Origin of the sequence: Hyphomicrobium sp. MC8b, from assembly GCF_905067615.1 — a bacterium.
GTDB lineage: Bacteria > Pseudomonadota > Alphaproteobacteria > Rhizobiales > Hyphomicrobiaceae > Hyphomicrobium_B.
Map to the genome: position 1 here is coordinate 1524090 of NZ_LR898465.1, position 21701 is coordinate 1545790.

Here is a 21701-nt window from a genome sequence, read left to right on the forward strand (position 1 = left end):
AAGTGGCGCAATCGGGTCGCAAACAGCTGTGGAGACGAAAATGACGGGTTCCCTTGCATACATACCCCCGAAAATATGGACCAAGCCGAGTGGCGCGTCTGGCAGCCTCAACCGGCCGATCGCTGGCCCGACGCATGAGAAGGAACTACCGTTCGGCCGTCATCCACTGCAGCTCTACTCGCAGGGCACCCCGAACGGCCAGAAGATTACCATCATGCTAGAGGAGTTGTTGGCGCTCGGCCATGGGGGAGCCGAGTATGATGCATGGCTAATCGACATCGGCGCCGGCGATCAATTCGGCAGTGGCTTCGTTGGGGTGAACCCGAACTCGAAGATCCCAGCCTTGTTGGATCGCAGCGAACAGAAGGCGATTCGCATATTCGAATCCGGCTCGATCTTGCTGTATCTAGCGGAGAAGTTTGGTGCCTTTCTTTCCAATGATGCCGTGGGTCGGACGGAAACACTGAATTGGCTCTTCTGGCAGGTGGGAAGCGCTCCTTATCTCGGCGGCGGCTTCGGCCATTTTTATGCCTATGCTCCAATCAAAATCGAATACGCGATAAACCGCTTCGCGATGGAGATGAAGCGTCAGCTAGACGTTTTGGATCGTTGCCTAGCCGAGCGCGAATACATTGCCGGGGGCAACTACACGATCGCCGATATTGCGATCTTTCCTTGGTACGGCAGCCTTGCCAAGGGTGCGCACTATGGCGCCGCCGAATTTCTGTCCGTGCAGGATTATAAGAACGTCCAACGCTGGGCCGACGCCATACTCGCGCGCCCCGCCGTTGAGCGGGGGTGCATGGTCAATCGCACGAGCGGAGACCCTTCCGAGCAGCTCCGCGAACGTCACGACGCCAGTGACTTCCACTTTAAAACACAACGTCAAATCACTGGGGAACGTGCATGAAGATCTATGGTAAGCGCATCGGTTTAGCGATGATGCCACACGCAACCCGGGAGGAGATGACCAGCGACGTAATCGAAGCGATTGCCAACAAGCGCGCTGCCTTCGCACTGTACTATGCCGAGCTTCGAAAGCCGGCTTATCTCGCGCGTTACCGCTTCGCGGTGTGTACTGATACGGCTCGCGATTTCCGCATGGGTCGGAACAGGTGCAATGCTGACCCTCTTTCCGAGGCGCGGTGAGAACCGTGCCAACCGCAGTAGCTCGGCACGCGTCCTGCTAGCGACGTCGAGACTGCTGAATTCGTAGGCGCGCTGCGTCAGCTCCCGGATCTTGACGGCCAAATGTTTCAGGACATGCAGCGCCACGAGAGGTTCTGATTCGAGCGTCTGCAAAAAAGTCGCCCCGGGCATCGAAGTTACGCAACAGTGCGCGCGCGCTTAGATGCTTGGGCGGCGCGCTGTCGATCGCTGCGATCTCACCGAATATTTCGCCGGCCGAGCCAAGCCAGCGCGCACCGAGATCGAACCATGTGATGAGATACAGGCCGAACCCCCCCCAGCTCGTCAGCGCGCCGGGGCGGGCTGAGGCGGATGATGGCGTGGGACGCGGCGGCCCCCTCTTCGCCCGTGTGGCCAGCTTGTGGCCAAGACATCGGGGCGGATCGTCCTCATAGTCCGGGCCATGAGCAAGATCAGCGCCATCGGGAAGTCGGTTCTTGGGCTCGCCCCGCCCGCCGGGCTGCTGGCCGCCATCGCGGCCATCGCGATGGCGCTGGAGCTGGCCGGTCTCGGCGTGGTGCGGGATTTCATCGCGGGGTTGCCGTTCTGGCAACGGCTTGCGGTGAGCGCCTTGCTGTGGGGCGCGGCGCTGCTGGTTTGCCTGCGCCTGCCGCGCCTGCTTCGCGCTGTGGTTCCGTGGCTGGGCAAGAGGTTGGCGGCTTTCGCGCTGGCGGCCGCCGGGATCGCGTGGCGCGCGATCGCGGCGATGATGATGCCGGTGATGGCGGTGATCGGGCGGATCGCGGCCCCTTATTGGATGGGATTGCGACTGGCCCTGCTGCCGCTGGCGGCGCCGGTGTCGCGGATAACGCGCGGTGTTCGTGCGGCGATCGCATGGGCGCGGGAACTTGATTTTTCGCCGGTGGCCGGGGCGTGGCGGCGGGTGGCCGGTGCGGCCCGGTATGCGGTGGCGCTGTGGCGGGCCTGGCGCGAAGACTGGACTCTCTGGCGGGTTTACCGCGCTGAGTTCCGCGAGGCTTTCGCGAGCTACCGTGAGTTCAAGGCGGCGCTGGCGGCACGGATGTACGCTGGCGACCAGGGGTCGCAGGAGAGCGCGCCTGCGCCGCGCGAGGCGTTCGCGGCGGCCTGCGAAGCGATGGGCCTGCCGGCGGACGGTGCGTTCAGCGAGGCGGTCTTCAAGGCGCGCTATCGCGCGCTAATGAAGGATTTGCATCCGGACGTCGCGGGTCCGAACGACCGTGCGGCGGAGGTGAATGCGGCAAGCATGCTGATCAGGAAACGAAAGGGTTGGTCATGAGCGAGAACAGGCAATTGCAGGACGCCGTGCAGCGCGCGCTCGCCGTTTCGCGCAAGAGCGAGGTGGCAAAGCAGCTCGACGGCATGCGGAAGGAGCTGGCGGCTGCGAAGGAAGAGCGGCGCGTGATGCGCTTTGCCTGCGCCGTCACGGGGCGAAAATTCGCGGTCGTGTACAAGCGCGGCGCGGCGGAGGAGCGGTTCCGTATCGCGGCCGTCGAAACCGACGCGGCGCGAGGCCAGGATGCGGGATCGCAAGGCGCCTGTGCGCAGCAGGCTTATCAGTCGGGCGATTTCGATCACAGCGGCTGGCGCTGCCCTTATTGCAGCGTCGACTCGTGGGTCGTCAAATGCCGGTGCGGCGATAACATCTGCACGGGCCGGACGATCAAGCTTGCGGGCGGGGCGGAGTATTTCCGCTGCCACGATTGCTGCGGCGAGGCGGCGTACCTCGTCGACGCGAAACAGGTCTGGGCGGAGGCGCCGGGGCGCGGGGTGAAGGCGCTTAAAGCCCCGCCTGCGGGCCCTGCCCTTCCCAAACCCGGCCAAAGGAGATGATGCGATGACGCATTATGAAAACGCGAAAGCGAGCTGGCCGCGCACCCGCACCATCGCGGGCGGCGGGACGCGGATCAGCGGCAGCTACGTCCAGCCGTGGCTCGCGGCATTGTCCCCGCTGCTGTACGGGGCGCTGGTGCTGGCGTTCAGCTTCATGGTGCTCGCGGGAACCGGGAACCTGGTTGCCGCCCTCGTCTGGGGCGTGGCGATGACGCTTCTTTACGGCGTGCTGTGGAAAGGCTCGATTACGAACGTCCTCGGAAAGCTGGTCGATATCAGGGTATGGCCGGAGCGCGTCGAGATCCGGCGCGGCCTCTTCCGCAAAAGCTATGACCGGCGCGTGCCGATGGCGTTCCGGCTTGAGGGCGCGGTTTCTTCCCGCCCTGTCGTGGCGGTGGTGATGCAGTATGGCGAGCGCCGCGTCGTTGTCGCGGAAATGCCGCTTGCAGCCTCGGACCAGGCGGCGGCGCTGGTGGCCCGGCTTCAGGAAGCGATGGAACAAAGGAGGCCGGCGGGAAGCGACGGCGGTATCCGGCGACCGGTGGCGGCGCGGCCTTCCGATCGTGTTTGAAGAGCCCGGTTTTTTCGCCTGCTTTCGGAGCCGCCCGTCGCGGCGAAGGGATGGGCGGCGGCCCGTCCCGGCGCGTCAAACCCCTCCCCGCCTTCGGGGAGAGGCTTTAGCCGGGGGTTGACGCATAGCCGGGCGGTGCTGCCGCACCTTCGCGCGCCTTGGAGGGCGGCTGTGAAGCAGGCGCGCCTGCTTTTGGTGAGCGCCGGAGCAAGGACGAAGGAACGGGAATTCCTTTCAGCGCGGATGACGGCGCAAAGATCAGCTCCGGCGTGCCTTATGGAATGCTATGTTTCACGTGCAACTATGGGACGAAAGAACGCGCGCGCGGCCATGGTCGCATGATCGCATGGGGTCATGACGCCATGGCGCTGAAGGATACGCCGTCATGGTTCCATGGCGGCATTTTTGCATGGGAGCATGGGCAAGGCACCCGCTGCGTGCGGCGCGTAATGCGGGCCGGCAGGCGCATGCGGTCATGACGCCATGGCGTGAGGGCGGCATGGCGTCATGGGATGGGGACAGCATGGACGCATGGCTTGAGGGCGGCATGCGCGCATGGTAGATTATCCGTACACGTCCTATTCTGGACGGAACCATCAACAGCGGAGAAAGCAATGACATTTGTGATTGGCGTGGTCTCGCAGAAGGGCGGCGTCGGCAAGTCGACGATCGCGCGTCTGCTGGGGCGGGAAATGGCGGCGGGAGGTCTGCGGGTCAAGATCGCGGATCTCGATATCCAGCAGGCGACGAGCTACCACTGGGCGAAGCGGCGGGCGGAAGCAAAGCTCGAGCCGGAGGTGCGGATCGAGACGTTCCAGAGCGTCAAGACGGCGCTCGCGGAAGCGGGGCAGTTCGATGTCTTCATCATCGACGGCGCGCCGCATGCCTCGCGCGAGACGCGGGAGATCGCCAAGGCGGCGGACCTGATCGTGATCCCGACGGGGCAGGCGGTTGACGATCTTTATCCGACGGTGCTGTTGGCGCACGACCTTCGCAAGGAAGGGATTCCGATGAGCAAGGTCGCGATCGCGCTCTGGAAGATTTCAGATAGCGGACCGGAGCAGCGCGCGGCGCGCGTCTATCTGGAGCGCTCAGGCTACAATGTGCTCAAGGGCGACGTGCCGTTCCGCACGGCTTACGGGAAGGCGTCGGACGAAGGCAGGGCGCTGAGCGAGACGAATTTCAGGACGCTGAACCGGCGGGCGGAAGAACTGGCGCAGAGCATCGTCGATGCGGCTGCGGCGGCCCGCGAGAAGGAGAGGGCGGTGGCATGACGGACGTGGGCAAACTGAGAGGCAAGGGCGCGCCGCCGCCGATTGAGGAAGCGCCGCGGAATATCGAGAAGCCGCCGCGCGAGAAGACGGAGCTGCTCAAGCCGTTGCAGGTTTGGGTTCCGGAGTCGGTGTGGGAGGGCTTTAGCATCGAGGCGGTGCGCTCGGGCAGCGGCAAGGGCGCGAAGAGTGAGCTCTTTCTGACGATGTGGAAGCGCTACATGGGCGTGACGTAGCGGGAACAGGCATGATCCCATGGCAACATGGGATCATGCGGACATGAGGGATGATGCCAGTCTGTATCTATTGTTTGAAGGAGAAGGCGCCCGGGGAATTTTCCAAGGAGCACGTGCTGACGCGCGCTTTTTGCGGCCGCGGCGAAAACTGGACGCTCTTGCAGACGGTATGCGGGGTTTGCAACGGCATCCTGTCAAAGTTTGAATCGCACTGGGCGGGCAGCGCGGTCGAGGCGATGATGCGGAATTTCAGCGGGCCGCGCGGGCGTTCGTCCGGAGGTGATGCGCGCGCACAGGCGATGGAGGTCGATGAGCTCTACCTGGTGCAGGGCGATGATCCGCTGGTGTATGAGGCGGGTTTTGCGTTTCCGGGGGATTTCTATTTCCGGCCGCAAATCGTCGAGAGCGGTACAGGCGTCGTGATGGTGGCGGCGAACGCTGAAGAGGGCGCGGCGCTGGAGAAAGCGGTGACGGAGTCGGTCGGTTCGGGGCGGTTTGTGCTGACGGAGCCGACGGGGAGCGGACTGGGCTGGTACAAAACAACGACGATCGTGCTTGACGCGGCGACGCGCAAGCATGTTGTTGAATCAAGCGTTGAGGCGAGTGCGCCGGAAGGCATATGGCTGCGGGCGCTTGCGCGTGGCGCTACATTTAACGACCGGGACGGCACAGTGCGGGCGATCACGCGAAGATTGGCGCTGGACGATCGCGGGCGTCTTTATCTCAGGGCGGCCGATGCGGAAGACGCGGCAAACTTCTTTGACCGTTTGAGTGTGGCGCCTCAATTGCTGCCACAACGGCGGTACAGCGCCGACGAGCAGGCGGTTCACGTGCCGGTGCAAATTCGGCTGCCGCTTGTTTACCGCTGCGTGCTGAAAACAGGGCTTAATCTGGTGGCGTACAGCTGCGGGGCCGAAACGGCGCGTGATAAGGCCTTCGATGAATTGCGGGGCGAGATCCTGGATGTCGGCGCCGACGCGGAGGTCATGCACAGGTGCGGGTTTCTGGGGCTGAGGTCGCGGTGGACGACATGGCTGTGGCCGGACGATTTCCCGCCGTCGCGCGACGAGGGCGAGCACAGAATGATGCTGGACGCGCATAATGGACGGCTGCGGTTTCGGTTAAGGTTCTATGGATATCTGGGTTATGAAGGTGATCTCGGACCGCTGCCTGCGGGGATGACACGTGATTTTGTGTTGCGCGTGGCCATTGATCACGGGCGCGGCGGTATGCGGGTTAAGGCGGCGTGGTAGTACGCTGGTTTTGCACTGTTCAGTTGGTCTGACAAATTGCAGGTCATTTTGTCTGACATATTAAAAACGCCATCCCGAAAAACGCATTTAAAACAACGCACTGCGGGGTCGCCATTGCCGGGTTCGAATCCCTCCGTCTCCGCCAGAAGTCTTCTAAGTCATTGAAATAAAACGATTTTATTTTGCGCCGGCCTAATTAGGGGCGGACGCTTGCGTTCAAAACTTGTGGATTGACGGCTATCATCCACTTGCTGGCTACAGAAAATCCAATCGCCAAATTCGCTTGAATCGCGCTGATTTTCCGCGCCGAAATTATGCCAACTCGAATTAATCCTTGTACTGACTAACGGATGTCGATAGGGCGCAACGGAGGTGTCCGTTAGGCCACCGGATTCGCCACGCGGCGGGGACGACGCCGTGCTTTAGAGTGTACGTGATTTGGGAACTTTCCACTCGCGCCCGCAGCGATAGCCGCGAGATCGCAGATCGGCACTACAACCGGCAAAAAGTCGGTTCGCCGCAATTCGTGCCGACCGGATCATGCCTTGTGCTGCATTCCGCCTGTGGCCGCGCTTTGTGGGTCACAAGCTGGCCATTGGCGGAATGGACGCGACACGCATGGGCCGGGGCATGGATCAATTCGCTTTTCCGTAATGAGGGTGCTGGCCTGTCGAGTGATTTGATCCGCCAGGCGGTTGCAGCGACTCGAGCCCACTACGGCGATCCGCCTGTGCTTGGCATGGTGACTTTCATCAATGAGGCGAAGACGGCATCACGCCGCTCGAAGCGGAGTGCGCCAGGCGAGTGCTATCGCCGCGCGGGCTTTCGCGAGGTGGGACGAACCAAGGTCAACGGGCTCATCGTCCTTCAATTGCTGCCGGAAGACATGCCCCCGGCCGCGCCCTTTCCGGGTCAACAAGTAGATTTCGGCCAAAGTTTTTTGGAACGTGATCATGTCTAATTCGCTCTGACCTTTTTGGCGCCTTTCAAGAGTTTTTTATGCTTGTCCAAATCTTGAAATACCTTTCCGCGAGGCGAGAGGAAATGTTTCCCGGTGAAGTCTTTATGCAAATTCTTGTCATGAGAGAATAACAACCGGCAGCCAGACACCAGAGCCAGGGCTAGAATATGCGGATCATCTGATTCCATTTTGGTTTGATCTAAGCCCCGTTGATATTGGATGACATCTTGATGTCGGTATAATCTGACGCGTCCAGCAAGCAGAAACTGCTGGAGTAAGTTTCTGAGGGGGCACGCCCTAATCTCATCAAGGTTACGGCCGCCGGTCTCTAAGGTCCCCTTGCCATCGATTATCCAATTCACAACGAATTGGGCTTCGGGAGTTTTACCTTTAAAATGGGGCGATGTGTTTGCATCTATTATTATGCACATGCGCTATTCCCAAAGTGAGCGCATCTGTTCTCGGATAAAAAATTCTCGGTATCCCGGCGGGGTACCAATTAGCATTCCATTTTCATCAATCTCTATTTCATGTATTTCCGTCTCGGAATTGTTTCGGCTAAAATAAAGGATCATCATATCCCCCGGCGCGATGGTTTTTTTATCCCGTATATCCATTCGGAGTCGATCGAGAATGTAATCACTATGTGTTTCGGCAACGATTGTATGATGACGTTCTTTCACCACTGCTCCAAACAAACTACCTAGCGCTGCTTGCGCCGTGGGATGTAAGTGAATCTCAGGTTGCTGGTGAAGAAAAACTGTGGGGCCGGTGCTCGCTAAAAGATCTGTGAGAAGAGGAAGAATTTGGCTTACGCCATACCCCACATCGATGAGATTCGCCGGAGCCCCTAGCCCTTTGACTATAATTTGAAACGGGTCGCTGGCTGAGCGCCCAAGCCTCTTAATTGAGATGTTTTCAAATAGTCCCGATGCCTTGCCGTATGTAGATATGCCTTCTTCGATTCTCGCCCAGCCAGCCTTGTCTGTCGCGTTCATCCGCGCCAGGAGCAATGGCGTGTCGCTTCCTTCGGCGCTCTCTAAAACTTCAATTGGTTGGTACGTCCTTTCTGGTCGTGTCCGAACTGGAGAACTCGTTTTTACTCGACCATCTAAGGCATGACCGAGGTCGGTGAGCAGGCGGCCCAATTGCTCAGCTTTGCGAACAAATGGTGCATGGCGGCCCTCTTTGGCATCAAAATAGGGAGCCATCGTCAAAACAAATCTGAGAGTATCGAGTGAGAGATTTCGGAAGACGCCGGGAGCAATCGCGTCATTAGTGTTTGATAGCTTATAGGCCCGACCATCATCGTTTATCTCGACGGTGCCCACGTCGCCGAGCTCGGCGTGTACGGATGCGTGATTCCATCTGGCTTCGATCTGCGTATTTACCGGTTGACCCGATTTCGATTTAAACTCCATCACAAGCGAAACAGGTTTCTCTAACGGTTCCTTACGATGCAGAAAATTTTGGTTTTCGAATTCAATGCCAAATTGAAAGCATCTCGCCCGCCCCGCCGCGCCTTTTCGATAGTGGGCGATTTGATCGTAAGCGCCCAGATAAAATGGCTCCTGGTTGAATGAAGAGGATTGGGTTGAGCCTAGCGCCTTCAGCATATAGCGGAGGGCTGCTAGAAAGGATGTTTTCCCTGTGCTATTTTCACCAATCAGAAGGGTGATTGGGCGCACGCGTACCCAGCCGGTCTCACGGAAAGCTCGGAAGCCTTTAATCTTGACCCGGAAATGCATGAGTGGCGTCTGTTTGATGTTTGCGGACGGTCTCAACGTCTAGCATGCGCCTCATGCTGGTCGCTATTGGGTAGGCGCATATGGGTTGCGTATAACCGAAAACTTTGGGGAGAGGGGCAAGATTCCAACCCGCATCCGCACGCGTCCAAACCGGAAAGCTGGCATAATTCTCGGCCTAATTTCGGCCTGTCATTCGGATGGTTGCATGTGGACGGTAACGGACAAAACCGGAGACTAAGCCGTTGATGGGTCGAGCTAAATCGTACATCAACGGATGCTAACGGATGTACCTAATTTTTACTCCGTCTCCGCCAGTACCCTTGCTTCACCCCACCCCGAGATAACAGACAGTGCACAGGCACCGGAACTTGATGCCATCGTGGATGGACGACGGCGTTTCCGTTTTTTGTTCACAATGGCGTTCCAGATCGTGAAGCTCAGGGGGCTAGCTTCGGGACAGGCCGGAGCGTCGCTCCGGCGCCTTGGGTCGGGGCTGCCACAAGAATGGATTTGTCAGATCAGGCGAGACGCGTCGAGCCTGCGTGGGCGTATTATGGACTGGATCAAGCTAAGCTCACTCGTTGTTTCCGCCGGGCTATCCGCTTGCGCCAGCACGGGCACATCCAACAACGGCGTCGTGAAGACGGGACTTCCGATGTCGGAAAATTTCCGCGTCGAGCGATCGCCATCGCCTGAATACGACTATCTCGTCACGATCAAGAACGGGAAGGATTTAGGCATCAACGCCGATAATCAGTTGGCCCGTGATCGTATGGCGCTGCTGGCGCTGAAAAATCAATGCGAGGCGCCGCAGATCGTCAAAGAGTTCGTCGTCCATTCCGGATCGGATCTGTTTGGGAGTGCCGAGCGCACCTATCAGCTTCATATCAAATGCTGATAGTGTAGCCGTTTCGTTTCCGCGCGTTCGAATGCGCAAAGCATGAGCTCCAAGGGGCCGAGCATCGATCGCTTCGGGATGCTCTTATACTATTTGGCATGGCGTGACGGTGCGCAGAATTTCAATGGCCGGCGGGATGTCCGGGATGCTTGGCAGACCTTCTAAATTCGCGGTTCGATAAGCGTTTTCTTGGGCTAGACGAACTATGGGCGGGCGGCGAGTCGTCTGCGGAGCCAATCCCCCTTGGTCCCCGAAGGCCTTCGAATACTCCCGTCTTCGAGGCGCCGCCCCCTATTTTGAAGACAGATGATTTGTGCAATCGGTGCGGTCAGGCGCTGACGCTTGAGAGCCCCAGTTTCTCGGCCGCGCGCACGAGATCGGCGAGAGACCTTACAGCCATTTTGCGCATCACATGACCGCGATGGATTTTGACGGTGATCTCGCTTAGACCCATCTCGCCCGCGATCTGTTTATTCATGAGCCCCTTCGTGACGTAGGCCATGACTTCTTTCTCGCGGGCCGTCAGGCTTTCGTAGTGAGCCGATAAATCCGCGATGCTTTGATCGGATTCGAGCTGCTTGCGGTCAGTCTCCAGCGCCGAAAAGACGGCGTCGAGCATATCCTGGTCGCGGAAGGGTTTGGTCAGGAAGTCGATGGCGCCGGCCTTCATGGCGCGGACGGACATTGGAATATCACCATGCCCGGTCATGAATATCACGGGCATCCGAATGCCGGCCTTCGCGAGCTGGGCCTGGAAATCCAAGCCGCTGACGCCGGGCAAGCGGATATCGAGAACGAGGCAGCTCGGAATTTCCGGCAGCTTCTTTTCCAGGAATTCTGCGGCGGAGCCGAACACCTCAACTTGCAGGCCGACGGATCTGAACAAGCTGCTGAGCGCATCGCGAAGCGCGGGATCGTCGTCGACGACGTAGACGGCGCGGCCGCCGGTCGAACGATCTGAAGTAGGGTTGCTTTTCACGCTGCGTCCTCCCGGACTGGCAAGTGGATCGTGAACGTCGCGCCATGTCCGAGTTCGGACGTCGCGACGATCGTGCCACCGTGGCTTTCAATGATCGAACGGCAAATAGATAGTCCCATACCCATGCCTTCGGACTTCGTCGTGTAGAATGCCGTGAAAAGCTTGCTAATAACAGCCGGATCGATGCCGGGGCCGTTGTCGGCAATTTCGATAATCGCGTTTTTCTGCGGCGGTTCTGCCTTGTCGTCCTGTTCGAGCCTGGTCGAGATGCGGAGGGTGCGCGGCCGATCGGTGACAGACGACATCGCCTGGACGGCATTCAATGCGAGATTGATGACGGCCTGCTGGAGCTGAACGCGGTCTCCGAGTAGCGGCAACGAGGTCGCCGCGAGGTCCAGCCGCAGGGCAACGTCCCGGGCGATGAGTTCCCGTTCAACGAGGAGCAGGACATCCTCCAACAATTCGTTGGCGTCGAGCGGCGCGCGGATGAGATCGGTTTTTCGCGTCAGCGCCCGCAGCCGCGCAATGACGTCACTCGCCCGACGGCCGTTGCTGATCATTCGTTCGAGCGAGTTATTGACCTCAGTGAGATCAGGGACATCACGCTTCAACCAGCGCAATGCCGCTTCGCCGTTCGTGACGACCGCTGCGAGTGGCTGGTTCACTTCGTGGGCGATCGAGGCCATCAGTTCGCCGAGCGTCGTCAAGCGTGTGACATGGGCAAGTTCGGACTGTGCTTTGTGCAACGCCGTTTCGGCAAGCTGCTGATCGGTTATGTCGTTGTTCGTGACCATCGTGGCGACGGGCCGGCCTTTATCGTCGCGCTGCTGCGACCAGCGGCTGGCGACAACCACGCTGCTGCCGTCACGCTTGGTATGGGTGATTTCGCCCTGCCAACGACCTTCGGCCGTAAGGTCTCTCGTGATTTCCGCTAGCGGTTTGGGAAACTTCGATTTCAGCAGGTCGATAGCGACCTTGCCGATCGCGTCTTCGCGGGGCCAGCCATAGAGCTGTTCCGCGCCAGCGTTCCAATACGTGATGACGTCGTGGTTGTCGCGCACGTAGATCGCGTCGTGGGTGAGATCGAGGAGGGCAGCTTGATCGCGTAGATCGTGGGTCGCCTGATTGTTTTTAAGCGCCAGCAGCGTCGTGACGATGATTGCGCTCAGGCTAACAAGGCAACGGATGAGAGCGCTGGATTCCAGATCAGACCAGTGCGCGATAATAAACGATGAGATCGTCAGGAACACGCATGTGGCAGCGATGGCGAGCAGTCCTGTGCGGCTGAGGAATGTCGCCGACAGCATGATGACGGCCACGTAGAGCACCGCGACCGCGATATCGAGCGGCGTGAATGTATCGATCAGAAAAATCGCCGTCGCGCCGAGAAGGGCAAGTGTGGAATTGAGATGGGAATTTGACTGCATAGTGGAAGGCAAGTTTGTATTTTTCAACATTCGGTCCGTACTCGTCTTATGCAGGCTTTCCGAAAGTAGCCCGGCGCTCTCGGTGCGGCCGCATTCGACGTTCGTGCAACGCGGCTCGCCGTAAGTGGTAAGCACGCGCCCTATTCGATGCGCCATGGGACAAATGGTAGTCCACGGACGCTTGAATTGATTAGGAAAATTTATGACTTCTGATGAGTAGGCTTAATTCAATATGTCTGCCGGATATCTGGGTCGAATTTGATGAGCTTGGTGGCGGCGGCAGGAGAATGCCGTACGTCGGGAATGAACGACGTGTAGTGACGTCGTTCATTCCGGTCAGATGGCATTCTCGATTTGTGCGGTTTCGCTGCGGCTCAGGGCTCGCTTGCTAGTTCGTGCGCCGGGTTGGGCGCCGATGGCGGTGGGCCGAAAACGTTCTTGGCGCGGCGCACTTTGCCCGACTGTTCCGGCGTAATTTTATCGACAATTTCGATGTCGAACGTAATCACGTCGGCAAGGCCCTCAGCCGTCACCGACCGCTGAATGAGTTCGCGCAGTTTTTCGGCGGATAACGTGCGGCCAGCGAGCGGCGCGGCTCGCAAGACGAACTTGTTGACGCCGGTTTGCAGAAACTGATGCTCAGCGAGATCGGTCTCGGTATGGAGTGCGAGCAGGAACACATAATACGGCAAGTCGCGGATCTCGCCATTGACGTCGACCCAGAACTGATCTTTGGCGCGGCCTTCGACAGCCTTGACCAAGGGCAGCAGGCTGCCGCATTCGCAAGGCTCTGCGCTGATCGTGACGACGTCGTCGATCTCATAGCGGATGATCGGCTGGGCGAGATTGTAGAGGTTCGTAAGCAGCACTTTGCTTCCCGCGGTCCCTTTGGGGACCGGACGGTTGTTAGCATCGACGATCTCAAGGAAGGCCAGCTCGTCGTTCAGGTGGCTGCCGTGCGTGGCTTGGCAGCCGCATGTCAGAGCCATGCATTCCGCCATGCTGTAGACGTTGGTGATGTGAACGCCGAAGGCTTTCTCGACGCGCTGGGCGATGGCTTCCGGCAATGGCTCGCTGATGTTCGTCATCTGCTGGAGATCGCCGTTGAGCTTCAAGCGGCCGGCGTGGAGTTCATGCGTGATCGTTTCGAGCGCGCTCGTGTAGCCGGTGATGAAGTTCGGCTGAAAGCTATTCAGCTTTTCGACCAGCACCTCTGGCGGATCGAAAACGGAAAGGCGCTGCAACTTGATGTACCGGCGCGCACGCTCGGGGAAATAGTTGAAGAACGTGCTGCTCGGATAGAAACCGGGTTTCTGCGTGATGATCGCAAATCGGGCCGGATTGAAGAGCTTCTGCAGGAACGGCAGAAAGCGCCGCGAAACCGGTGTGCCACGCGCAAATTGCGCTGCGAAGGTCGTCAAGATCGCGGGTTTGTCCTGGACGATAATTGCCGGCTGTCCCTGACTGCCGGATGTATGGCAGACGGCGTAATTGTCTTTGTAATACGAGCCGACGTTTGAAGGATCGGACATGAAGCGTTCCAGACCTTCGCGCCGAACGGCCCGATCGGTCAGGATATCGTCGAGGTTCTCCATCATCTGCGCCTTCGTGAGGGTGGGCAGATCTGTGATGGCGCAGGTATTCAAGTCGATGCCCTGAAACCGCTTGCGATAGTACGGTGAGTTTTCGTTGGCGTAGTTCAGGAGTTTGCGAAACCTGGCTTCCCGCGCCGCGGCGCGGGCTTCCATGTCTTCGGGGCGGGGTGGCAAAAGCGAGCGAATGGCGAGCGCCAATTTCACTTGATCCACGACTGCCCGGAGAAATCCTCTCATCAGATATAAGCCTTTGAGATACGACGATAATTGTTAGGGGCAGAACCCGAGCAAACTTGCATCAGCGGCATGACCGCCCTCGACGCGGCTTAAGTATGGCAACGGCGGACAAATTGGCAGCGAAAACTGCGATCAGCATGTTTTTACACCGCCGGTTCAATCCAAACGAAGACGTTTCCATTGCCACTTATTGAAGAGGGCCAGCAGATGGCGATCTTGCTCAGATGGTGACGCAACTCAATCGCGGGGTTCAAAGCCGGGAAGATGTCCTGGAAGAGAAGCTTCCGCCCGGGCCTGAAGTTCCGCTTCATGGCGTTTCAAATAGATAAAGATCGCAAACAGGATGACCAGAGCGATCGTGATGCCGATGATTCCTGCCGGCCCCTGAACCGCGTGTATGCTCCGTCCGAACGTGTAGGCAGAGATGCCGACAATGCTCGCCCAGACGAGTGCTCCCAAAGCGTTGGCGACAAGAAAACGCGGCCACGCCAATTGATTGACGCCGGCGAGGAACGCGGCAAGAAATCGCAACACGGCAAAGAAGCGGCCGAAGAAAACGACCGTACCGCCATACTTCTGGAAAAGGTATTGTCCGAGTTTGATGCGTCCTTCGGTCAACCCGAGGTAAGCACCGAATTTCAGAACGAGGCGATAGCCGAATTCACGGCCGATCATGTAGCCGATGTTGTCGCCAACGATAGCGCCGATCGTGGCCGCGGCGATGACCATCGCGATATTGCCGTCATGGGTTGCGGCATAGACCGACGCCAGGATCAGCACGGCTTCGCCGGGCAGCGGGATACCTAGGCTTTCGAGTGCGACGATCAAGGCAACTGTCCAGACGCCATAGGTTTGGAACAGGTGATGGAGCTGTTCTGGAGAAAGCAAGCGTATCCCTCTCTGTGACGGCGCAGCAAAGACGCAACGCCCGTCAGCACCACTAATTGTGCTGTCATTTTAATGTCAATCGAACTCGCGGGAGTGGATTGCATTGTTCACGTCGGTCGGCGGCCCGTCCGTTCGCGGCGGCACCATCCAGCGAAATGCAATAGGCGGCATTTCCGTATATCTCTTGGCTGGCAAGATAATCGAACTCGTGGTTCTTAATTGCGGACTTGGCGCAAACGTGGCGCAATAAACGGTGCATCAACCATCGTCGCAGGCTGCGCCTTGCGGAATTGAATATCGGAATTCAGAGATAACCGATGATTTGGATTCCCAAGACATTGCTGAATGGGCAGCGACTTTCCGCGCTTCCTCCGGGAATTGCGGGTGATACGGCATTCAGGATTTTTTGTACGCCGGTATTATCGCAATATCGTGCGTCAAATCATTATCAGCTCGTCGAGCGGGCGCGGTTTCATTTGCGCAATGCGTCTTGGGCTCGTATTCCGACGCCGGTCGCCAATATTCAAACGTACACGTTCGATCCAGACACCGATGTGCCGAGGGGCACGATTCTCGTCGTTCACGGCTGGACGGCCGAAGCCTCTTTCATGACCGCGATTGCAGAGCCGATTCGCCGAGCGGGATATCGCGTGGTCCTGCTCGATTTGCCGGCGCATGGCTTGAGCGGCGCTCATTCGACGAACCTGATCGACTGCGCGCGCGCAACGGCGGCAGTGGCCGCGCATTTTGGTCCGATCAGCGCGGTCGTCGCACATTCCTTCGGCGGCATGATCTCGCTCGTTGCGGCGGAGGGGCGCATGCCGATGCCCTGCAAGCTCGATATTTCGCGTTTCGTGTTGATTGCCTGTCCGAACCGTCTATTGCAAGTCACCGCCGATTTTTCCGCGCATTGGGGCCTGACACTTGGCGGGCAACAGGCCTTCGAGCATCGGCTGGAACGCGTCGGCGGCCGTGCGCTTCGCTGTTTCGCGATCACTAAGCTTTTGCCGGCTATCGGCGCGAAAGCGCTCGTCGTCCACGATCGGGATGACCGTGACGTCACGTTCGAGGCGGCTGAAGAGATCGCCAATAACGTCGCCGCAGCGGAGTTGCTGCCGTTTCAGGGTTTCGGTCATCGAAACATCTTGTTCGCACCGCCGGTGATGCGTGCGATTGTCTCATATCTTTCTCGAGCGGATCGCGGAGCGACGACTGCGATGGCAATCGGAGATTCGGACTGAAACGGCAATTCTATATAGTTGTTTGACTATATCGCATGTCGGAAATCGCATGAATTCCGACATTCCCGCGACATTGAACGAAGGAATGATAGAAGTAATATAAGAGCCTTCTCAGACTGCGATAGAGGTCGTCGGTCTAACGTCGATCATTTTGTGCCGGGAGCTCTCGATGATCACCCTTCAAGTTAATGGTCAGTCGCACGAGGTGGACGTTTCGCCCGAAACGCCATTGCTGTGGGCCTTGCGCGATGTGCTCGGCATGACCGGAACGAAATTCGGTTGCGGTATCGCGCAATGCGGTGCCTGCACAGTCCATCTCGACGGTCAGGCGGTTCGCTCATGCCAATTGTCGGTCGGATCGGTCGGTGATCGCCCGATCACGACCATCGAGGGCGTCAGCGCGACGGAAACAGGTGCTAAAATTCAGAAGGCATGGCTCGACCTTGAAGTCATTCAATGCGGCTATTGCCAGTCCGGACAGATTATGTCTGCGGCTGCGCTTCTGGCGCACAAGCCGAACCCGACTGACGACGATATCGATGCGGCGATGGCCGGCAATATTTGCCGCTGTGGCACCTATGTCCGCATTCGAGCTGCCATCAAAAAAGCCGCTGCGGCGTAAGGGAGGCGTTCATGCGAACAAATGTCATGGCCGAGACACCCGGCCTTTCGCGGCGCGACCTGTTGAAGGCCGGTGCCGCTGGTTTTGTCCTTGTCAGCTTCAGGATGCCCGTCGCCCGTGCGGCGAGCGGCTCGTTTGCACCCAACGCGTTCATTCGCGTTGGTGACGACGATGTCGTGACGCTCGTTATGCCCCAGGTTGAGATGGGGCAGGGCATTTACACGACTGTCGCCATGATCCTGGCAGACGAGATGGATGCCGACTTCAACAAAGTCGTTTTGCAGCACGCGCCGCCCGATAAAGCCTATATCAATCCAATTTTCGGCGTGCAGGCCACCGGCGGATCGACGTCGGTTCGGGCCTTCTGGGATCCGCTGCGCAAAGCGGGCGCCTCGGCGCGTGGCATGCTGGTCGAAGCGGCTGCGCAACAATGGGGTGTCGACCCTTCGTCATGCCGGACGTCGAACAACGAAGTCATTCACGACGCCGGCAACCGCAAGGTCAGTTATGGCGCGATCGCGGCGCAGGCGGCTACGATGAAGCCTGTTACAGATCCGAAGCTCAAGGATGCCAAGGATTACACGCTTATCGGCAAGCCGGTGAAGCGCAAAGACACGCCGGACAAGACAACTGGCGCCTCGAAGTACGGTATCGATGCGATGCCGGCAGGCGTCAAGTTTGCGGCTATCGCGCAGTGCCCGGTGTTCGGCGGAAAGGTCGGAAACGTCGACGATGCGAAGGCGAAAGAGATCAAGGGCTTTCGGCAATTCGTTGCCGAGGATGATTTTGTCGCGGCGGTCGCGGATACGACTTGGGCCGCGATACAGGCGCTCGATGCGCTCGACATCAAGTGGGACGAAGGACCGAACGCGAACGTCAATTCGGAACAAATCTGGGAGGCCCTGAGGGCCGCCAGCACAGGACACGGCGCAGTCGCGAAGGACGTAGGTGACGTGAAGTCCGCGCTGTCGGACGGAACGCGCTACGACGGTGTTTACGAATTGCCCTTCCTCGCGCATGCGACGATGGAGCCGCTGAACTGCACGGTCCACTACACGAAAGACGCATGCGAAGTCTGGATCGGAACGCAGGTCATCGGCCGTGTGCAGGAAGACGTCGCCAAGGCCGTCGGGCTCCCGGTCGAGAAAGTAACAGCGCATAACTTCTATGTTGGCGGCGGTTTTGGGCGGAGACTCGACCAAGACATGGCCGTCAGGGCGGCGCGCGTCGCGGTCCACGTTGACGGTCCGGTCAAGGTGACATGGAGCCGTGAAGAAGATACGCAGCACGATGTCTATCGGCCCGTCTACCACAATGCGGTTTCGGCTACCGTCAAGGACGGCACGATCGTCGGCTGGTCACATCGCATTACAGGATCTGCCGTTATCGCGCGTTGGCTTCCGCCGGCGTTTAAGAACGGCGTCGATATCGACGCGGTAGATGCGGCGATCGATCAGCCCTACGACTTCCCGAATTTCAAGGTGGAATATATCCGCGCCGAGCCACCTGCCGTACCGACCGGCTTCTGGCGCGGTGTCGGACCGAACAACAATATCTTCACGATCGAAAGTTTCGTCGACGATATTGCCTTCAAGGAGAAGGTCGATCCGGTCGCATTTCGGCTAAAGCATCTCGATCACAATCCGCGCGCTAAAGCTGCGCTTCAGCTCGCTGCCGAAAAGGGTAACTGGGGGGCGCCCTTGTCGCCGCGGATGGGCCGAGGTGTTGCGGTGCAGAATGCGTGGGGCACCTACCTTGCCACCATCTGCGAAGCGGAGGTCGATGAGAGCGGAGAGGTCCGCGTTCATCGGCTCGTCACGGCTGTCGATACGGGCATTCCCGTCAACCCGGATACGATCGTCGCCCAGCTGCAAGGCGGCATGATTTTCGGTCTGACCGCAGCGCTTTTCGGCGAGATCACGATTGCGAACGGTCGGGTGCAGCAAGGCAACTTCAACGACTATCGCATGTTGCGCATCAACGAAGCGCCGAAGATAGAGGTGCATCTCATTCCGAGCACCGAACATCCGGGCGGGATCGGTGAACCGGGAACGGCATCCGTGCAAGCCTCCCTCGTCAACGCGCTGTTTTCAGCAACGGGCGTGCGGCTGACGCGGCTTCCGATCGATCGCAAGGCGCTGGCCGGGAGAAAGCCTGTATGAAACGCATTTACTGGGTTCTACTGGCGCTCGCGGCCGTCGCGTGCATCGTCGCCGGCATAATCATCTATGTGCCGGGTCCGACAGCGTTTGCGGGTGGCAGCACAGTCGCGCTGGCCGACTACAAGGACACAAATCCGACGGGCGTGCCGCCTAGCCTCGGGAAGGCCGACATCATCACGCGCGGCGAATACCTGACGCGTGCTGCCGACTGCGAAGCGTGCCATACGTCCAAGGGCGGCGTGCCTTACGCGGGCGGCTTAGCGTTCAAGCTGCCGTTCGGCACGCTTTACTCGCCGAATATCACGCCCGACAAGGAAACCGGCATCGGTAACTGGACGGACGCCAACTTCATCAATGCGCTGCACAAGGGCATTGCGCCGGATGGCTCGCGTTTCTATCCGGCGTTTCCGTATCCGTCCTACACGCTGCTGACGGACGACGACGCGCTGGCGATCAAGGCTTATCTGTTCAGCCTTAAGCCGGTGCATCAACCGACGCCGGAAAACACGCTGATGTTTCCGTTCAATCAGCGCTGGGGCATGATGTTCTGGTCGTTGTTCTACAACAGCGACCAGCGGTATCGCCCGAATCCGGGCCAGAGCGCGGAATGGAACCGCGGCGCTTATCTTGCGGAGGCGCTCGGGCACTGCGGCGAATGCCATACACCGCGCAATCTGCTGCAAGCCGTCGACAACAAGAAGAAGTTTGCCGGAGCTGTGACTGCGGGCTGGCGTGCCTACAACATCACACAGGACAAGACGACCGGCATCGGCAGCTGGGATATCAAGACGACGGCGAACTTCCTGGCGCATGGCCACGTCGAAGGCTTGGGCACCGCTTCGGGGCCGATGGGCGAAGCCATCGATATGAGCCTTCGGCATATGGCGCCTGAAGATATCAATGCGCTCGTCGTCTATCTGAAGACGATCCCGGCGATCGCCGATACCTCATTGCCTGTTCCGAAGACGATGCTGGCGTCCGCATTCCCAAGCGACCATGAAATGAGCGAGAACCAACGGGGTTCCATGGTCTTCGCTGGAGCATGCGCTGCGTGCCACAACTGGACCGGCAAGAGCGCCGTACTTTCCTACGCCGACTTCATCGGCGGCCGGACGGTCAACGATCCGACGGCAAGGAACGTCGCTCAGGCGATCGTCTGGGGCGTGACGCGGCACACGCCGGACGGGGTTGTGAAGATGCCCGCCTTCGGCGCCGCCTATACGGACGAAGAAATCGCAGCGGTGTCGAACTACATCACCGCGCGGTTCGGAGCCGAGAAGTCGCGCATCACCGCCGACGAAGTCAGGAGCATCAGCAAGCAGGCTTCGCAGTAAGCCGCCTGCCACGTTAACGAATTCAGCGGGAGTTTTTTGCTCCCGCTGAGGGCTTTTCAATCCAATTGACGTATCAAATCTTGGCAGGAAGGCGCTTGTTCGCTCCGGCTCGGATCGTTACGAAGCTCGTAGAGTCGCCGCATTGAAGCTGCGGCACGGAAACGAGCCTCTATCGATGTCGAACGCCAACCAAGAGACGGTTTCAACACGTCAGGGCGCCCGTATCGGGCCCCTCGCAACGCTGCCTGTCTTCTTTAAGCTCGACGGCAAACGCGTCGTGCTCATCGGCGGCGGCGAACCGGCGCTCTGGAAGGCGGAGCTGTTGGCGGCGACGGGCGCGCTGGTAGAAGTTTTTGCCGAAGCGTTTGCCGAGGAATTTTTCGCGTTGGCCGAAGCGCCGCCGCGCGGGCAAATTCTTCTTGTTCAGCGAGGATGGTCGCCGGAGGATTTGGCGAACGCAGCGCTGGCCGTCGGCTCCTTTGCCGACGAAGCGGAAGCGGCGACGTTTGCGGCTGCAGCTCGCGCTGCCGGCGTACCGGTCAACGTGGTCGATCGACCGGCGCTTTGCGATTTTCAGTTCGGCGCGATCGTCAATCGTTCGCCACTCGTCGTGGGGATTTCGACGGACGGAGCGGCGCCGGTTTTCGGACAGGCCATTCGCTCGCTGGTCGAAAGCTTGCTGCCTGAAAGTTTCCGGCTCTGGGCAGCCGCAGCGCGCGATCTTCGCAGGGAGAGCGATCGCTTAGGAGAGACGCCAGAACAAAAGCGACGCTTCTGGCGGCGGTTTACCGATTTCGCTCTTCGCCATCTCGACCGGGGGCCGGGAGCCGACGACATTGCGCAGTTGATCGCTGGCGAACCGGAAGCGCGCACGCCGGAGGCGGTGACGGTTATCGGGGTTGGAAATGACGCGGACATGCTGACGCTTGGAGCCGTGAGAGCGTTGCGGGGTGCGGACGATATTTTCTACGACGACGATGTTCTGGCCGCTGTGTTGGACTTCGCCCGGCGCGAGGCGCGCCGTCATCCGATCGCGAGCACCCAAGGCGGCGACACATCGGCCGTTGTCGCGTCGGCAAAGAGCGGCCGCCAAGTTGTGCGCCTCAGGCTCAACGCGGATGCGGGTAGACGAGGCGGCGGGCAAGAGCTGGAGGCACTTCGAGCCGCCGGCATATCGGTGGTTGTGCTGTCATCGTGACAGATGCCGCCAAGGCGATGCCCGATGGTGACAAGAAGCGATTTTTACCTTTTTTGCCATGTGGTTGCCGTGAAGGGGTG

General features: G+C 59.3%; 20 protein-coding genes. 14 read left to right on the forward strand and 6 right to left on the reverse strand.

Going from position 1 to position 21701, the window contains the following annotated elements; genetic code table 11:
* Nucleotides 1-40 precede the first annotated feature (40 nt).
* A complete protein-coding gene (gene yghU / locus ACLB1Z_RS07420; RefSeq protein WP_409562729.1) occupies nucleotides 41-910 on the forward strand; it encodes a glutathione-dependent disulfide-bond oxidoreductase in 870 nt (289 codons plus the stop codon).
* 23 nt (nucleotides 911-933) lie between these two features.
* Here yghU and ACLB1Z_RS07425 read toward each other — a convergent pair whose 3' ends face one another.
* Complete coding sequence (locus ACLB1Z_RS07425; protein WP_409562730.1) at nucleotides 934-1302, reverse strand: helix-turn-helix domain-containing protein; 369 nt, start codon at nucleotides 1300-1302, stop codon at nucleotides 934-936.
* Between the two features lie 289 nt (nucleotides 1303-1591).
* Here ACLB1Z_RS07425 and ACLB1Z_RS07430 point away from each other — a divergent pair, with 289 nt between their 5' ends.
* From ACLB1Z_RS07430 to ACLB1Z_RS07460, 7 genes are all read left to right on the forward strand, one after another.
* Nucleotides 1592-2446, forward strand: a complete 855-nt coding sequence (locus ACLB1Z_RS07430; RefSeq protein ID WP_409562731.1) for a hypothetical protein — start codon at nucleotides 1592-1594, stop codon at nucleotides 2444-2446.
* The gene (locus tag ACLB1Z_RS07435) at nucleotides 2443-3000 is read left to right on the forward strand and encodes a hypothetical protein (protein ID WP_409562732.1); all 558 of its coding nucleotides are present in this window, start codon (nucleotides 2443-2445) and stop codon (nucleotides 2998-3000) included. Before ACLB1Z_RS07430 ends, ACLB1Z_RS07435 begins: the two co-directional genes overlap by 4 nt.
* Nucleotides 3001-3004: 4 nt before the next feature.
* Nucleotides 3005-3571: a hypothetical protein gene (locus ACLB1Z_RS07440; protein WP_409562733.1), complete on the forward strand. Its 567-nt coding sequence runs from the start codon at nucleotides 3005-3007 to the stop codon at nucleotides 3569-3571.
* 614 nt (nucleotides 3572-4185) lie between these two features.
* The gene (locus tag ACLB1Z_RS07445) at nucleotides 4186-4845 is read left to right on the forward strand and encodes an AAA family ATPase (protein WP_409562734.1); all 660 of its coding nucleotides are present in this window, start codon (nucleotides 4186-4188) and stop codon (nucleotides 4843-4845) included.
* On the forward strand, nucleotides 4842-5078 hold the full coding sequence (locus ACLB1Z_RS07450; RefSeq protein ID WP_409562735.1) for a hypothetical protein: 237 nt from the start codon (nucleotides 4842-4844) through the stop codon (nucleotides 5076-5078). The genes ACLB1Z_RS07445 and ACLB1Z_RS07450 overlap by 4 nt, the downstream gene beginning before the upstream one ends.
* Nucleotides 5079-5128: 50 nt before the next feature.
* Entirely contained in the window at nucleotides 5129-6331 is a 1203-nt protein-coding gene (locus ACLB1Z_RS07455; protein ID WP_409562736.1) for an HNH endonuclease, read from the forward strand.
* Between the two features lie 595 nt (nucleotides 6332-6926).
* Nucleotides 6927-7292, forward strand: a complete 366-nt coding sequence (locus tag ACLB1Z_RS07460) for a hypothetical protein (protein ID WP_409562737.1) — start codon at nucleotides 6927-6929, stop codon at nucleotides 7290-7292.
* A gap of 434 nt (nucleotides 7293-7726) precedes the next feature.
* Here the strand turns inward: ACLB1Z_RS07460 and ACLB1Z_RS07465 are convergent, their stop codons facing one another.
* A complete protein-coding gene (locus tag ACLB1Z_RS07465; protein ID WP_409562738.1) occupies nucleotides 7727-9040 on the reverse strand; it encodes an AAA family ATPase in 1314 nt (437 codons plus the stop codon).
* Between the two features lie 553 nt (nucleotides 9041-9593).
* Here ACLB1Z_RS07465 and ACLB1Z_RS07470 point away from each other — a divergent pair.
* On the forward strand, nucleotides 9594-9938 hold the full coding sequence (locus ACLB1Z_RS07470; RefSeq protein WP_409562739.1) for a hypothetical protein: 345 nt from the start codon (nucleotides 9594-9596) through the stop codon (nucleotides 9936-9938).
* A 328-nt stretch (nucleotides 9939-10266) separates the two neighbouring features.
* Here ACLB1Z_RS07470 and ACLB1Z_RS07475 read toward each other — a convergent pair whose 3' ends face one another.
* From ACLB1Z_RS07475 to ACLB1Z_RS07490, 4 genes are all read right to left on the reverse strand, one after another.
* Entirely contained in the window at nucleotides 10267-10917 is a 651-nt protein-coding gene (locus ACLB1Z_RS07475; protein ID WP_409562740.1) for a response regulator transcription factor, read from the reverse strand.
* Nucleotides 10914-12344, reverse strand: a complete 1431-nt coding sequence (locus tag ACLB1Z_RS07480; RefSeq protein ID WP_409562741.1) for a two-component system sensor histidine kinase NtrB — start codon at nucleotides 12342-12344, stop codon at nucleotides 10914-10916. The genes ACLB1Z_RS07475 and ACLB1Z_RS07480 overlap by 4 nt, the downstream gene beginning before the upstream one ends.
* Nucleotides 12345-12718: 374 nt before the next feature.
* Entirely contained in the window at nucleotides 12719-14152 is a 1434-nt protein-coding gene (locus ACLB1Z_RS07485) for a phenylacetate--CoA ligase family protein (protein ID WP_409562742.1), read from the reverse strand.
* A 261-nt stretch (nucleotides 14153-14413) separates the two neighbouring features.
* A complete protein-coding gene (locus ACLB1Z_RS07490; protein ID WP_409562743.1) occupies nucleotides 14414-15064 on the reverse strand; it encodes a DedA family protein in 651 nt (216 codons plus the stop codon).
* A gap of 317 nt (nucleotides 15065-15381) precedes the next feature.
* Between ACLB1Z_RS07490 and ACLB1Z_RS07495 the strand changes: the two genes are divergently transcribed.
* The 5 genes from ACLB1Z_RS07495 (at nucleotide 15382) to ACLB1Z_RS07515 (ending at nucleotide 21621) form a co-directional block, all read left to right on the forward strand.
* A complete protein-coding gene (locus tag ACLB1Z_RS07495; RefSeq protein WP_409562744.1) occupies nucleotides 15382-16305 on the forward strand; it encodes an alpha/beta hydrolase in 924 nt (307 codons plus the stop codon).
* Between the two features lie 169 nt (nucleotides 16306-16474).
* On the forward strand, nucleotides 16475-16927 hold the full coding sequence (locus ACLB1Z_RS07500) for a (2Fe-2S)-binding protein (protein WP_013946796.1): 453 nt from the start codon (nucleotides 16475-16477) through the stop codon (nucleotides 16925-16927).
* An 11-nt stretch (nucleotides 16928-16938) separates the two neighbouring features.
* Nucleotides 16939-19089 carry a molybdopterin cofactor-binding domain-containing protein gene (locus ACLB1Z_RS07505; protein WP_409562745.1) on the forward strand — a complete coding sequence of 717 codons (2151 nt, stop codon included), beginning with the start codon at nucleotides 16939-16941 and terminating at the stop codon, nucleotides 19087-19089.
* On the forward strand, nucleotides 19086-20423 hold the full coding sequence (locus tag ACLB1Z_RS07510) for a cytochrome c (protein ID WP_409562746.1): 1338 nt from the start codon (nucleotides 19086-19088) through the stop codon (nucleotides 20421-20423). Before ACLB1Z_RS07505 ends, ACLB1Z_RS07510 begins: the two co-directional genes overlap by 4 nt.
* 175 nt (nucleotides 20424-20598) lie before the next feature.
* On the forward strand, nucleotides 20599-21621 hold the full coding sequence (locus tag ACLB1Z_RS07515; RefSeq protein WP_409562747.1) for an NAD(P)-dependent oxidoreductase: 1023 nt from the start codon (nucleotides 20599-20601) through the stop codon (nucleotides 21619-21621).
* Nucleotides 21622-21701: the final 80 nt, after the last annotated feature.

What these genes read in the sequence shown, in the direction of transcription:
- ACLB1Z_RS07450 (WP_409562735.1), top strand. Translation starts at nt 4,842, where the DNA reads ATGACGGACGTGGGCAAACTGAGAGGCAAGGGCGCGCCGCCGCCGATT.
- ACLB1Z_RS07455 (WP_409562736.1), top strand. Translation starts at nt 5,129, where the DNA reads ATGATGCCAGTCTGTATCTATTGTTTGAAGGAGAAGGCGCCCGGGGAA.
- ACLB1Z_RS07430 (WP_409562731.1), top strand. Translation starts at nt 1,592, where the DNA reads ATGAGCAAGATCAGCGCCATCGGGAAGTCGGTTCTTGGGCTCGCCCCG.
- ACLB1Z_RS07445 (WP_409562734.1), top strand. Translation starts at nt 4,186, where the DNA reads ATGACATTTGTGATTGGCGTGGTCTCGCAGAAGGGCGGCGTCGGCAAG.
- ACLB1Z_RS07435 (WP_409562732.1), top strand. Translation starts at nt 2,443, where the DNA reads ATGAGCGAGAACAGGCAATTGCAGGACGCCGTGCAGCGCGCGCTCGCC.
- ACLB1Z_RS07515 (WP_409562747.1), top strand. Translation starts at nt 20,599, where the DNA reads ATGTCGAACGCCAACCAAGAGACGGTTTCAACACGTCAGGGCGCCCGT.
- ACLB1Z_RS07510 (WP_409562746.1), top strand. Translation starts at nt 19,086, where the DNA reads ATGAAACGCATTTACTGGGTTCTACTGGCGCTCGCGGCCGTCGCGTGC.
- ACLB1Z_RS07500 (WP_013946796.1), top strand. Translation starts at nt 16,475, where the DNA reads ATGATCACCCTTCAAGTTAATGGTCAGTCGCACGAGGTGGACGTTTCG.
- ACLB1Z_RS07505 (WP_409562745.1), top strand. Translation starts at nt 16,939, where the DNA reads ATGCGAACAAATGTCATGGCCGAGACACCCGGCCTTTCGCGGCGCGAC.
- ACLB1Z_RS07470 (WP_409562739.1), top strand. Translation starts at nt 9,594, where the DNA reads ATGGACTGGATCAAGCTAAGCTCACTCGTTGTTTCCGCCGGGCTATCC.
- ACLB1Z_RS07465 (WP_409562738.1), bottom strand. Translation starts at nt 9,040, where the DNA reads ATGCATTTCCGGGTCAAGATTAAAGGCTTCCGAGCTTTCCGTGAGACC.
- ACLB1Z_RS07440 (WP_409562733.1), top strand. Translation starts at nt 3,005, where the DNA reads ATGACGCATTATGAAAACGCGAAAGCGAGCTGGCCGCGCACCCGCACC.
- yghU (WP_409562729.1), top strand. Translation starts at nt 41, where the DNA reads ATGACGGGTTCCCTTGCATACATACCCCCGAAAATATGGACCAAGCCG.
- ACLB1Z_RS07480 (WP_409562741.1), bottom strand. Translation starts at nt 12,344, where the DNA reads ATGCAGTCAAATTCCCATCTCAATTCCACACTTGCCCTTCTCGGCGCG.
- ACLB1Z_RS07495 (WP_409562744.1), top strand. Translation starts at nt 15,382, where the DNA reads ATGATTTGGATTCCCAAGACATTGCTGAATGGGCAGCGACTTTCCGCG.